Here is a 12,410-nt window from a genome sequence, read left to right on the forward strand (position 1 = left end):
CGAAGCGTAATCCGGGACAGGCCTCGCATGGTTCGCTATCGTCGCAATCTTATTCCTGGCGGAACTTTCTTTTTCACGGCGACGCTGAACGATCGGAGATCATCCGCGCTGGCCGATCACGTAGACAAACTTCGTGCGGCATTTTGGGCAGCTCGCAACGAAAGGCCATTCACGATCGATGCGATCGTGGTCCTCCCCGATCATCTGCACGTCATCATGACGCTACCGGATAATGACGCTGATTTTTCCGGTCGATGGCGGCGGATCAAGAGCTCGTTCACGCATCAGCTGGCTGTTTCAGGTGCCGCCATCTCCCGCAACCGTCGCGGCGAATTCGCATTGTGGCAAAGACGATTTTGGGAGCACACCATCCGCGACGACGCGGATTTCGAACGCTGCGCCAACTATATCCATTTCAACCCCGTCAAGCACGGCCTTGTCGCATCGCCGATTGACTGGCCGCATTCGTCGCTCCATCGCTACGTCCGCGCCGGTCTGCTACCCGCCGATTGGGGAGGCCTCGGCGAGATCAACGGCAACTTCGGAGAACGCGGAGATTGAATCCCGGATTACGCTTGCGCTCCATCCCGGCTACGAATTCCGCTGACGAGCCTTGTAGCCCGGATGGAGCGGAGCGCAATCCGGGACGGACCGATCGCATCGCGCGACTGCCCGTGCGGAGCAAAACCCGGATTACGCTGCGCTCCATCCGGGCTACCAACCCAAACTACGACCGCAACCCCGGCGCTTCCTGCCCCGTGCGCGCGACATATTCGGTGTAGCCGCCGCCGAACTGATGGATGCCTTCCGGCGTCAGCTCCAGCACCCGGTTCGACAGCGTCGCCAGAAAATGCCGGTCATGCGAGACGAACAGCATGGTGCCCTCGAAATCCGCCAGCGCCGTGATCAGCATTTCCTTGGTGGCGAGGTCGAGATGGTTGGTCGGCTCGTCCAGCACGAGGAAGTTCGGCGGGTCGAACAGCATCTTGGCCATCACCAGCCGCGCCTTCTCGCCGCCTGACAGCACGCGGCAGCGCTTCTCGACGTCGTCGCCGGAGAAGCCGAAGCAGCCGGCGAGCGCGCGCAAGCTTCCCTGCCCCGCGGTCGGAAACGCGTATTCGAGCGACTGAAACACCGTCTGCTCGCCGTCGAGCAGGTCCATGGCGTGCTGGGCGAAATAGCCCATCTTGACGCTGCCGCCGACCGCCACCGTGCCCAGGTCCGGCTCGCTCGCGCCCGCAACGAGCTTGAGCAGCGTCGACTTGCCGGCACCGTTGACGCCCATCACGCACCAGCGCTCCCTGCGCCGGATCATGAAATCGAGCCCGTCATAGATCCGCTTGGCACCGTAGCCCTTGTGCACGTTCTTGAGCGCCACGACGTCCTCGCCCGAGCGCGGCGCCGGCGGAAAATCGAACGCCACGCTCTGGCGGCGGCGCGGCGGCTCGACCCGCTCGATCTTGTCGAGCTTCTTCACCCGGCTCTGCACCTGGGCGGCATGAGAGGCGCGCGCCTTGAAACGCTCGATGAACTTGATCTCCTTGGCGAGCATGGCCTGCTGGCGCTCGAACTGCGCCTGCTGCTGCTTCTCGTTCTGCGCCCGCTGCTGCTCGTAGAATTCGTAATCGCCGGTATAGGTGGTGAGCGAGCCGCTATCGATCTCGATCACCTTGGAGATCACGCGGTTGATGAACTCCCGGTCATGCGAGGTCATCAGCAGCGTGCCTTCGTAGTCGTGCAGGAATTTTTCCAGCCAGATCAGGCTTTCGAGGTCGAGATGGTTGCTCGGCTCGTCGAGCAGCATGACGTCGGGCCGCATCAAGAGAATACGTGCCAGCGCCACGCGCATCTTCCAGCCGCCGGAGAGTTTTCCGACGTCGCCCTCCATCATCTCCTGGCTGAATCCGAGCCCGGACAGCGCTTCGCGCGCGCGGCCGTCGAGCGCGTAGCCGTCGAGCTCCTCGAAACGGTGCTGCACCTCGCCATAGCGGGTGATGATCTCGTCCATCTGGTCGGCCTTGTCAGGGTCGGCCATGGCGGCCTCGAGCTCGCGCAGCTCGGCCGCGACCTCGCTGACAGGACCCGCGCCGTCCATCACCTCGGCCACGGCGCTGCGGCCAGACATCTCGCCGACGTCCTGGTTGAAATAGCCGATGGTGATGCCGCGATCGGTCGAAACCTGCCCCTCGTCGGGCAGTTCCTCGCCGGCGATCATCCGGAAGAGCGTGGTCTTGCCGGCGCCGTTCGGCCCGACCAGGCCGATCTTCTCGCCCTTGTTGAGGGCGGCGGAGGCTTCAATGAACAGGATCTGGTGGCCGGCTTGCTTGCTGACGTTGTCGAGGCGGATCATGGGGCTTTTTTTGGGGGGATTTTGCGTTGCAGCGTCATTAGGGCATGCGGGGCGCGAGGGGAAGCCCGGCGGGGTACGGATTCCTGCCCGCGCGGGCGCCAATTCGGTCGTTTCACCCCGCAGCTTGGGGCAAACTAACCCCGACCGTCCGCGTCATTGCCATCTCGTTTGAGTTTGGAGGCGACATGATCGGTTCGCCGCAACGAATTGGCTGAGGGCCAGATGCGACCTCGAACGTCACTCGGCCGATTTGTCTTGCTTGCTCCGGAAGGGATCGGCCCTGTCATCGTGGCCGCTGCGGCTGCTGAAGAACATCAGCACCATCAGTCCGCATCCGATCAGCAACGAGAAAAATGTGCCAAGGCCTAGCGCGATCCAGCCGTGCCTGCCGATCTCGACCCCGCTGCTGGCATTCCATACCGACACGGCCCAGACGCCAGTCAAGATCAGGATCATCGCCAAGACGGCAAGCAGGAGGATCTGGCCCTTGCTGATGCGTTCCATGGTCACGCCTCCTGGCTGCTCCCGGAACAACAAGCTGCGCCAGAGGCCGTTCCTCAACGCGTCGATATCGCTTCAGGCAGTGATTTTCGCCTTCGGCGCCTGGACCGAACTCGCCATAGATTGTGGCCGTAGATCTGATCGCGGTCGCTAGCGGATGCCCAGAGGCGTTCCCGATGACACCCTTTCGTTTTTTTCACGCATTAACGGCGCGACCATGTCGGCATGGGCTGGCTTCGATCGTCCTCCGGTGGACGCTTCTCGGAAGGGCCGCGTATGGACCCGCTCACGTGAAGTGATGCCGTCACCTCGAGCCGTCAAAATGAACCTGGAGCAATGCCCATGAGAATTACCGTCGAGACCAACGTAGCAGCCCCTGTCGATCAGGTGTGGCGTGCCTATACGACACCTGCCGACATCGTGAAGTGGAACGCCGCGTCCGACGACTGGCATACGACCAGGGCTACGGTCGACCTGCGTGACGGCGGCGCGTTCTCGTCGCGCATGGAGGCCAAGGACGGCAGCATGGGCTTCGACTTCGCCGGCACCTATACGAAGATCGTTGAACACGAGCGGATCGAATACGCGTTCGGCGATCGAAAGGCGGAAGTCGAGTTCGTGCCTGGCCCAAAGGGCGTTGTCGTCCGCGTCGCCTTCGACAGCGAACCGACCCACTCGGTCGAGCAGCAGCAAGGCGGTTGGCAGGCTATCCTCGACAGCTTCGCGCGATATGTCGAGGCAAAACAGAACAAGTCGTGACGTCATGTGTGGGCAGGAGATGGCGGTCCCGACGGGTAAACCGTTACGCAGTAGAGCGCCAATGTCTCACTTGGGTCACTTACTTGTTGACATCGCCGGGCCGACGCGTGGGGCTGCTTCAGCTCAGCAACGGACATCTGCCCTCGCGAGCACAGGTCCTAAGCCCTTCGCATCAACCTGAGCGAAGCCGCCAGCCGCAGGCTGCGCTTGCCCGCCAGCGCGATGCCTTCGAGTTCGCCGCTATCCTCGTTGCAGGTCCCGGAGAAGCCGATCCCAACCTCATAGCCGCCGAACACGGGGTTCTCGCCTTTGGCCGGCGTGTGCTCCTGGTTCAGCATCTCGCCCTTCCAGCGGCCGTCCGCCGAGGAGTAGGAGCCGAGATAGTAGAAGAACGCATCGCCGCCGAGGATACGGCCGTCGATCAGCAGCATCACGCCGGAGAGCCCTGCATCGACACCGTCGAGCGCGCGCAGAGCCATCCCGTAGAGCCCGTTGGCGATGCCGCCCTGCCCGATCGTGCCGCGTGGTGGCAGCGCTCCATCGTCGAGCCTGGTCAGATTGGCCCAGAAACCGGCGCCCGGCATGGTATCCGCGCCGCCCTGAAGACGAATCTGATTGCCGGTCAACCGCCCGCGTGCGCCGATCCTGGCGACGTCGGCGCCCATCAGCGGCTTGTAATGGGGATCCTCGTTGTGCCGCTCGGTGATGACCTCGGCGATGATCTCGCCGTCGCGCTCTACATAGCTGCCAAGATGCGCGAAGGCCGAATTGCCGCCCAGCATCTTGCCGTCATGCAGGCACATGATGCTGCGCCCGAACGCATCGTTGACGCCGTATTCAACCTTGTAGAGCCCGTCCAACAACGCAATGAACCCGCAAAATCGGAAAAGAATCGTTGGCTACCTAGCACCGCTGCTGCACCGATTCCATCCGGCTTTTTCGCGCAGGGCCCTGCCCGAAACCCTCGGTTGCCATGATGTCACCATACCCCTGTTCTGCCCGACGGGTCAAATCGAATTTCGCAAAATCAGCAGGCCGGGATTTCGCAGTGATTTCAGTGCCCGCTTACTGTGCATGGGGTTGTTTTCAACATTTTTGCTCCGGCGGACTGCATCCCGCTTCAGTGACGCTTGAAATACTGCACCTCGCGCTCGTGCTTCTCGGCCACCGCACGGCTCTTGAAGGTGCCAAGGTTGCGACGCTTGCCGGTCTTGGGATTTACTTTGCGTGAATAGAGGCGGTATTCGCCCGACGCCAGTTTACGGATCATGATCGCGCTCCGTTGTGACTGGGCATCAACGGCGCATGCGCGAGCCAGGTTCCGTCATGTCCCAGCTCTGTTCAGAAGCACAGCGTGGTGACGAGCTTGCCCTGCTTGTCCTTGATCGCATAGGGACAGCGCAGCCGCTCCAGCGCTTTCTTGGCGTCCTCGTCGCCGAGTGCGGCCGCGCGCTCGTAATAGGTCTTCGCGGCGTCCTTGTCCTTTGCGCCGCCGCGGCCTTCCTGTGCGAAGGCCCCCATCCGCTCCAGCGCGCCGGGATGATTTTGCGCCGCCGCTTTCTCGAACAGCGCACGCGCCGCGACGTCGTCCTTCGCACCGCCCGTGCCTTCGGAAAGCATCAGGCCGAGCTGGTACTGCGCCTCCGCATTGGTCTCGGCAGCCTTGCCGAGCAGCGCGCGCGCCTGCGCGGGATCGGCCGGCGCGGCGCCACCTGCGCCGCCGAGCGCAGCGAGGTTGCTGACGCCGCGGGGGTTGCCTGATTGCGCCGCCTTCTCGAACAGTCTTCGCGCCTGCGCCTCGTCCTTGGCGATGCCGGAGCCGGTGCCATAGGCAACACCGAGCTCGACCATCGCCGCGCTCGATCCCTTGTCGGCGGCCTTGCGCCAGGCGGCGATCGCCTCCGCCGTCTGCCGATTGGCCGCGTAGGCGCGGCCAAGCGCGAACATCGCACGGCGCGAGGACGGCGCGGCCTGCTTGCAGAACCTGATCGCCGTCGCGACGTCGGAGGTCGCGATCTCGGCGACGCCCCTCACGTCGGCCGGCTTGTCGGGATCGCTGGGATCGGCCGCCACCCGGTCGCACAATACGAGATCGGCCGATTGCGCATGCGCGGCCACGGGCGCCGCGAGCGCGAGCAGGATGGCAAGGAGAGAAATCCGCATGGTCGTCACGTTGCGTCCCCGCCCCGGCAAATTCAAGGCTCGAGTCCCGATTGGCGCAGGACAGGGACGACCTCGGGCGATGCCAGATAACGCAGCAGCCGGTCCGCGGCGGCGGCATGCGTCGCCCCTGCCATGCGGCCGGCGGAGAACACCGCCGGTGTCTGCAGCTCGTGCGGGATCGGTCCGACGACCTCGATGCCGCCGACCTGCTTCAGCTCGCTGATCTGCTGCACGGCGAGGTCGGCCTCGCCGCTGACGAGCCGCTCGGCCGTAAAGCCCTGCTCGACGATCGTGGCCTTGGCGTTGATCTCGGCCGCGATCCCCATCCGCACGATCAGCTGCGCGAAGTAGACGCCACTCGCGCCCAGCCGCGAATACGCGATGGACCGCGCTGCGAGCAGCGCCCTGCGCAGTGCGGCTTCATTTCCGATAGCGGGATGCGCCTGCCCTGCTCGCACGGCCATGCCGACATAGGAGCGCGCCAGATCGGCGGCGCTCTCTGAGAGCACGCGCCCCTCCGCGATCATCTCGTCCAGCCCCTCGCGCGTGAGGATCACGAGATCGGCGGCCTCGCCGTCGCGCAGGCGCTTCAGCAAAGCGAGGGTCGGCGCGAACTCGGCGTCGATGCCGACACCGGTTGCGGCTTCGTACGTGGACGACAGGCTGCGCATCGCGCCCATCAGGCCGAGCGTGGAGAGCATGCGAATTCTGTCCATATGCAATTCCCGTCGCGATCAGGCGCGATGCATCAGCTTGAGCGCGGCGGTCAGGCGCAGGCTGCGCTTGCCGGCAAGCGCGGTCGCCTCCAGCACCGCCTGCTCGGCATCGTAGCTGCCGGAGAAGCCGATGCCGACCTCGTGGCCGCCGAAGATCGGGTCGTCCTTGGCCGGCGTGTGCTCCTGGTTGAGGATCTGGCCCTTCCAGCGGCCGTTCGCGGCGGTGTAGCTGCCGAGATAGTAGAACGACGCATCGCCGCCGAGGATGCGGCCCCTGTTGAGCAGCATCACGCCGGTGAGGCCGCCGTCGAGACCGTCGAGCATGCGCAGATGGATGGAATAGAGACCGTCGGCGATGCCGGCTTCGCCGACGCCACCGGCGATCGGCACCTCGTCTTCCGTGATCGGCGTCATCACCGACTGGAAGGGAATGCCGGGCAGCTCCTTCAGCTCGCCCTTGAAGCGATAGAAGTCGCCATCCGCCCAGCCCTTGGCGAGCAAGGTCGCATCATCGGTGCCCGCCATGGCGCGGTAGTTCGGATCGGGGTTGTGGCGGACGGTGCTGATCACGACGTCGACGCCGCTGTCGGTCTTCTCGTAGGAGCCGATATGGGCGAAGGCCGAATTGCCGCCGAGCATCTTGCCGTTGCCGGCATGCATCACGCTCCGGCCGACGGCGTCGCCGAGCTGAAATTTCACCTTGTAGAAGCCTTCAAACACCAGCCGTCCCCGGCCCTGCGCGCATCCTGCGGGCACTCTATCCCGCTTTGGGCGGAGATGGACAGGTTTCGCGCGACGTAGCCCTGCTGCGTCACGGGAATGGCTGTCATCAAGATGCTAAAAATCCGCCGGAGCCTTGCAGCTCCGGCGGATTGAAAGCCAACCCGGGCCAGCCCCCAGCCCGGGCCGGGAGGATCTTAGGCTGCGGCCTTCTTGTCGGCCGGCACGGAGGCGATCGTCTTCAGGATCTGCGAAGCGATCTGGTATGGGTCGCCCTGCGAGTTCGGACGGCGGTCTTCCAGATAGCCCTTGTAGCCATTGTTGACGAAGGAGTGCGGCACGCGGATCGAAGCGCCGCGGTCGGCAACGCCGTAGCTGAACTTGTTCCACGGCGCGGTCTCGTGCTTGCCGGTCAGACGCTTGTCGTTGTCCGGGCCGTAGACGGCGATGTGGTCCATCAGGTTCTTGTCGAAGGCGGCCATCAGCGCCTCGAAATACTCCTTGCCGCCGACGTTGCGCATATACTCGGTCGAGAAGTTGGCGTGCATGCCGGAGCCGTTCCAGTCGGTGTCGCCGAGCGGCTTGCAGTGGAATTCGATGTCGATGCCGTACTTCTCGGTGAGGCGCAGCATCAGATAGCGGGCCATCCACATCTGGTCAGCGGCGGTCTTGGAGCCCTTGCCGAAGATCTGGAATTCCCACTGACCCTTCGCGACTTCCGCGTTGATGCCTTCATGGTTGATGCCGGCGGCGAGGCAAAGGTCGAGATGCTCTTCGACGATCTTGCGGGCGACGTCGCCGACGTTCGAGTAGCCGACGCCGGTGTAGTACGGACCCTGCGGCGCCGGATAACCAGCGGTCGGGAAGCCGAGCGGACGGCCGTCCTTGTAGAAGAAGTACTCCTGCTCGAAGCCGAACCAGGCGCCGGCGTCGTCGAGAATGGTAGCGCGCTTGTTGGAGGCGTGCGGGGTCTTGCCATCGGGCATCATGACTTCGCACATCACGAGCACGCCGTTGGTGCGCGCGGCGTCCGGGAAGACGGCGACCGGCTTCAGCACGCAGTCGGAGCTGTGGCCTTCGGCCTGCTGGGTGGAGGAGCCATCGAAGCCCCAGAGCGGAAGCTGCTCGAGCGTCGGGAACGACGCGAATTCCTTGATCTGAGTTTTGCCGCGCAGGTTCGGAGTCGGCGTATATCCGTCGAGCCAGATGTACTCGAGCTTATACTTGGTCATTGAGCCTCTCTGTAGATGATGCGAAAGGTTGGGGGCCTGGCGGCCCCCGAACGTTTTGTACCCGGCCATCATCGGCCGGCCCTTTACAAGCATTTAACGTGCCAAAAGGCCGCAGCGCGGGAGGTTCTCCACCGCGGCTGTCCCCTGCCCGGTGTCGAGGTGATGTCGACCTCGTCATGCGTCATAGCCGCGCACCTTTGCGTGTAGCTGCACCGCAAAAATCCCGCGAAAAACGCCCGATTCTGAAGCAGGCCGGCCAGTGTCGGAGGTTGCCGATGAAACGCGCATCAACGTCCGGCAATTTTCGTAAAGCTTCGCACCCCTGCCTAGCAACCTTTGGAATGGCCCAGTCGTTGGTCACCCGCACCGTGCCTTAGGGGATGCAGCAGGCCACCTGCCTACAAATTGAGCGGCAACTGATTTCGTTTTCAGCACTTTGCATTTCGGGATGCGCGGCCGATATGGGGATTCCAGTAACCACAATCGAACGAGTCGGGCGCACCATGGAGGCCAAGGCGCTTCGACCAAGGAGAAATCGTAATGATGAACAATGGTCTGAGTCACGGATCGGCAACGATCTACCAATTCCCGGTCGGGGGCCGCGCGGCTCTCGCGGGACGCCGCTATGGCGAAACCCGCCTTCCTGCCGATCATGCTTCGCTTCCCGCGAATGTCTCGATCTGCAGCGACAGCTGGTACCACCAGGAGGCGGTCGACGATGCCAAGCCGAAATGGGATCGCTGATGCCTAAGTCTGGTTTGAAACCACCGCGCTCTCGCAGGCGCCTGGCGGCAGTTCGAAAAGGGTCGAAACAGCGATGTTTCGGCCCTTTTTGATTCTCGCGTGAACCATGCCGTTCAGATCGCCGCGCAGGCCGTCACCGGCCGCTTCAGATGCTTGACCGTGGTGCCCCCGGTCTTGCCGATGGTCAGCGTGATACCCGCCCCGGAATAGCGTTTCCCGGCGACCGTCAGCCGCCTCGCCAGCGTGACCGGCTCGCCGTCGATCTGAAGAAAGGCGCGCTTGTCGTCGTCATAGAACCCAGCAATGAACTGCGTACCATCGGCGCAGCGATAGGTCTGGAACGTCTGCGCTTCGGTCTGCCGTGCACTGGTCATTCCAGCCGCCAGCATGGCGGTCGTCAAAAGAATGGCCTTGTGCCGGCCCATGATCGCCCCCTGTAATAGCCTTCAAGGACGCCCCCTCGTGCGCCCAATGGAACCATAACCCAAGCTGATCCCATGTCAGATTCCCCTGCCCGTCACCTCGCCCTCCAAGGCGCCAGCAATTTCCGCGATCTCGGCGGCTACCCGACCACCGACGGCCGCACCACGCGCTGGCGGCACATCTTCCGCTCCAACCATCTCGGCCAGCTCACCGCCGCCGATATCGAGATCGTCAGGGCGCTCGGGGTGCGGAGCGCTTTCGATTTCCGTGGGGTTGAGGAGCGCGCGGCCGGCGTCTGCGTTGTCAGCGAGATCACGGTGCATTCGCTGCCGATCGAGCCGAGCGTCGTGGCTGCGCTGCGGACCGAACTCGCAAGCGGCACGCTGACTGCACCGGTCGCCCTGGAGCTCATGCGCGAATCCTATCGCAACTACGTTCGCCACCACACGAACAGCTTTCGCAACCTGTTCGGCCATCTCCTCGAAGATCGCGCGCCGCTGGTGATCCACTGCACCGCGGGCAAGGACCGCACCGGCTTCGCCAGCGCGCTGATCCTGCATGCGCTCGGCGTCCCCGATGAGATCATTGCCGAGGACTACCTGCTCACCAACCGGCATTACAAGCGCGATGCGACGGCCGCCTTCGACCTGCCGGAGGACGTACGCGATGCCATCGGCAGCGTCGAAGCCTCGTACCTTGCTGCGGCTTTCGAGGCCGTCGGCCAGGAATATGGCGATCTCGAAACCTATCTGCGCGATGCCCTCAAGCTCGGCACGGCGGAGCGAGCCGCGCTGCAGGCGCGCTATCTGCAATCATAGGCAGCCGTGCCAGGAGAACGATGATGCAAGACAAGGTCCTGATCGTGACAGGCGCACACGGCGCGCTCGGCAAGGTGGTTGCCGAGATCGCACGGTCGCGCGGCGCGCGCGTGGCAAGCATCGACCACGCGCCATCACAGGGTTCAACAACGCCCGAAAGCATCGAGATCGGCGGCGTCGATCTGTCCGACGCGACCCAGGCGAAGGCGGCGGTTGATGCGGCGGCCAATCACTTCGGCCGGCTTGATGCATTGATCAACATCGCCGGCGGCTTCGCCTTCGAAACCGTGGGCGATGGCGACATCAAGACCTGGCAGCGCATGTATGCGCTGAACGTCCTGACCGCGCTCAACGCCTCGCGCGCAGCACTGCCGCATCTCGCAGCGTCCAGGGCCGGCCGCATCGTCAATATCGGCGCCATGGGCGCGCTCCAGGCGGGCTCCGGCATGGGGCCCTATGCGGCGTCGAAAGCGGGCGTGCATCGCCTCACCGACGCGCTGGCCAGCGAGTGGAAGGGCAAGGTCACCGTGAACGCGGTGCTGCCGTCGATCATCGACACCGCCGCCAACCGCGCCGACATGCCGAAGGCGGACTTCTCCAAATGGGTAACGCCGCAGGAACTCGCCGAGGTCATCCTGTTCCTCGCCAGCGACGCGGCCAGCGGCATCACCGGCGCACTGATCCCGGTCGGTGGACGGGTTTAAACGCGTTGTGTTCGGATGGTCCTGCTCGGCAGCTCTGATTCAATCGGAGCACAGAAGGCTCTAGACTGCCCGCAACTGATTCTCCGATCGAAACGCAAGCTTCGGACACGTTCTTTGGAAACCGCGCTTTACCTCCCCGTCAAACGCTTCCTCGAAGAGCTCGGCTTCACCGTGAAGGGCGAGATCGGCGGCTGCGATCTCGTGGGCCTCAGCGCCGGCGATCCGCCCGTGGTGGTGATTGGCGAGCTCAAGCTCGCCTTCAATCTCGAGCTGATCCTCCAGGCGGTCGACCGCGCGCCGGCCGGCGACGAGGTCTGGATTGCGGCCAAAATGTCGATCCGGGGCAAGGGACGCGAGAGCGATGCGCGCTATCGCAATCTCTGCCGCCGCCTGGGCTTCGGCATGCTCGGCGTGACCGATCGCGGCCAGGTCGAGGTGCTGGTGAAGCCGCCGACGGCGGCGCCGCGCCGCGAGCCCAAGGTGCGGTCGCGCCTCGTCGCCGAACACCAGCGCCGCCAGGGCGATCCAGTGCTCGGCGGCAGCACCCGCGCGCCGATCATGACGGCCTATCGGCAGCAGGCTCTGGCCTGCGCCTCGGCGCTCACCGACGGGCCGCGGCCCGTGCGCGAATTGCGCGAGCGCTGCCCTGACGCCGGCAAGATCTTGCTTCACAATGTGTATGGCTGGTTCGAACGGGCAGACCGGGGAATCTACGGGCTCACCGAGGCCGGACATGCCGCCCTGAAGCGCTGGCCACAACAACGGGTTGAGATCGAGGCCGGTGTCGCGTCACCGCCATGACATCCGACCGGTGCATAGCTGAGATGCCACACCAATTTCATATTGCAATGCAACATTTGGGGCACTAGGTATCCCGGCATCAATACGAGGCCGTTATGAGCGCAGACTGGAATACCAAATATGGCACGCGGCGGGTCCGCCATGATCCGCCCACCCTGGACGAGGCGATCTTCGCCGCCGTCGGCATCACCGATGATCACGAGCAGCAGGCCGAGATCGCCGCAGCCTTGATGGGGATGCCGCTCGATGTCGTGCAGGCCGAGGTAAAGAAGCAGGCCCGCACCAACAGCCGCATTACCGCGACCCGCGTGATCGCCGGCGAACAGGGCGCACGGCGCTCCGTCGTGGTCGAACGCCGGGTCGTCCGCCGTTTCGGCAACGACAAGCGCACCGGCACCTGAGCGTTCATTTCGCGCGATCCAGAATAACGAAGGCGGACCGGCCATGCCGGTCCGCTTTTTGATTCAGTTCGCTATTTG

16 protein-coding genes are annotated in these 12,410 nt (G+C 64.1%); 7 read left to right on the plus strand and 9 right to left on the minus strand.

The features are described 5' to 3' along the window. Positions 1-27 precede the first annotated feature (27 nt). On the plus strand, positions 28-561 hold the full coding sequence (locus AABA86_RS11730; RefSeq protein WP_338306832.1) for an REP-associated tyrosine transposase: 534 nt from the start codon (positions 28-30) through the stop codon (positions 559-561). A 166-nt stretch (positions 562-727) separates the two neighbouring features. Here AABA86_RS11730 and AABA86_RS11735 read toward each other — a convergent pair whose 3' ends face one another. Together AABA86_RS11735 and AABA86_RS11740 are read right to left on the minus strand one after the other, a co-directional pair. After that, positions 728-2,350, minus strand: coding sequence for an ABC-F family ATP-binding cassette domain-containing protein (locus AABA86_RS11735; protein WP_338306833.1), 1,623 nt, complete (start codon positions 2,348-2,350; stop codon positions 728-730). 237 nt (positions 2,351-2,587) lie between these two features. Further along, the gene (locus AABA86_RS11740) at positions 2,588-2,854 is read right to left on the minus strand and encodes a hypothetical protein (RefSeq protein WP_212244576.1); all 267 of its coding nucleotides are present in this window, start codon (positions 2,852-2,854) and stop codon (positions 2,588-2,590) included. 339 nt (positions 2,855-3,193) lie between these two features. Here AABA86_RS11740 and AABA86_RS11745 point away from each other — a divergent pair, with 339 nt between their 5' ends. Further along, a complete protein-coding gene (locus tag AABA86_RS11745) occupies positions 3,194-3,610 on the plus strand; it encodes an SRPBCC family protein (RefSeq protein WP_338306834.1) in 417 nt (138 codons plus the stop codon). A 158-nt stretch (positions 3,611-3,768) separates the two neighbouring features. On the opposite strand, the gene AABA86_RS11750 is transcribed toward AABA86_RS11745, so the two are convergent. The 6 genes from AABA86_RS11750 to AABA86_RS11775 form a co-directional block, all read right to left on the minus strand. Then, positions 3,769-4,473 (minus strand): GrlR family regulatory protein, encoded by a 705-nt coding sequence (locus AABA86_RS11750; protein ID WP_338306835.1) that lies wholly within the window; start codon positions 4,471-4,473, stop codon positions 3,769-3,771. Between the two features lie 257 nt (positions 4,474-4,730). Beyond that, complete coding sequence (locus AABA86_RS11755; protein ID WP_338306837.1) at positions 4,731-4,880, minus strand: hypothetical protein; 150 nt, start codon at positions 4,878-4,880, stop codon at positions 4,731-4,733. Positions 4,881-4,951: 71 nt separating this feature from the next. Further along, entirely contained in the window at positions 4,952-5,773 is an 822-nt protein-coding gene (locus tag AABA86_RS11760; RefSeq protein WP_338306838.1) for a tetratricopeptide repeat protein, read from the minus strand. A gap of 32 nt (positions 5,774-5,805) precedes the next feature. Continuing rightward, a complete protein-coding gene (locus AABA86_RS11765; protein WP_338306839.1) occupies positions 5,806-6,489 on the minus strand; it encodes a substrate-binding domain-containing protein in 684 nt (227 codons plus the stop codon). Positions 6,490-6,507: 18 nt separating this feature from the next. Continuing rightward, a complete protein-coding gene (locus AABA86_RS11770; RefSeq protein WP_338307186.1) occupies positions 6,508-7,209 on the minus strand; it encodes a GrlR family regulatory protein in 702 nt (233 codons plus the stop codon). Positions 7,210-7,406: 197 nt separating this feature from the next. Then, positions 7,407-8,441: a glutamine synthetase beta-grasp domain-containing protein gene (locus AABA86_RS11775; RefSeq protein ID WP_028144944.1), complete on the minus strand. Its 1,035-nt coding sequence runs from the start codon at positions 8,439-8,441 to the stop codon at positions 7,407-7,409. Positions 8,442-8,981: 540 nt separating this feature from the next. Between AABA86_RS11775 and AABA86_RS11780 the strand changes: the two genes are divergently transcribed. Next, a complete protein-coding gene (locus AABA86_RS11780) occupies positions 8,982-9,185 on the plus strand; it encodes a DUF2735 domain-containing protein (protein ID WP_018317483.1) in 204 nt (67 codons plus the stop codon). Positions 9,186-9,298: 113 nt separating this feature from the next. On the opposite strand, the gene AABA86_RS11785 is transcribed toward AABA86_RS11780, so the two are convergent. Beyond that, a complete protein-coding gene (locus AABA86_RS11785; protein ID WP_338306840.1) occupies positions 9,299-9,610 on the minus strand; it encodes an MliC family protein in 312 nt (103 codons plus the stop codon). A 72-nt stretch (positions 9,611-9,682) separates the two neighbouring features. On the opposite strand from AABA86_RS11785, the gene AABA86_RS11790 reads away from it, so the two are divergent. The 4 genes from AABA86_RS11790 (at position 9,683) to AABA86_RS11805 (ending at position 12,332) form a co-directional block, all read left to right on the plus strand. Continuing rightward, positions 9,683-10,426, plus strand: coding sequence for a tyrosine-protein phosphatase (locus AABA86_RS11790; RefSeq protein ID WP_338306841.1), 744 nt, complete (start codon positions 9,683-9,685; stop codon positions 10,424-10,426). Positions 10,427-10,449: 23 nt separating this feature from the next. Then, on the plus strand, positions 10,450-11,130 hold the full coding sequence (locus AABA86_RS11795) for an SDR family oxidoreductase (RefSeq protein ID WP_338306843.1): 681 nt from the start codon (positions 10,450-10,452) through the stop codon (positions 11,128-11,130). Positions 11,131-11,244: 114 nt separating this feature from the next. Beyond that, on the plus strand, positions 11,245-11,931 hold the full coding sequence (locus AABA86_RS11800; protein WP_338306844.1) for a DUF2161 domain-containing phosphodiesterase: 687 nt from the start codon (positions 11,245-11,247) through the stop codon (positions 11,929-11,931). Between the two features lie 95 nt (positions 11,932-12,026). Further along, positions 12,027-12,332: a hypothetical protein gene (locus AABA86_RS11805; RefSeq protein WP_338306846.1), complete on the plus strand. Its 306-nt coding sequence runs from the start codon at positions 12,027-12,029 to the stop codon at positions 12,330-12,332. Positions 12,333-12,410 lie beyond the last annotated feature (78 nt).

Origin of the sequence: Bradyrhizobium sp. TM233 (genome assembly GCF_036247965.1) — a bacterium.
In the GTDB taxonomy this organism is placed as follows: Bacteria; Pseudomonadota; Alphaproteobacteria; order Rhizobiales; family Xanthobacteraceae; genus Bradyrhizobium; species Bradyrhizobium ottawaense.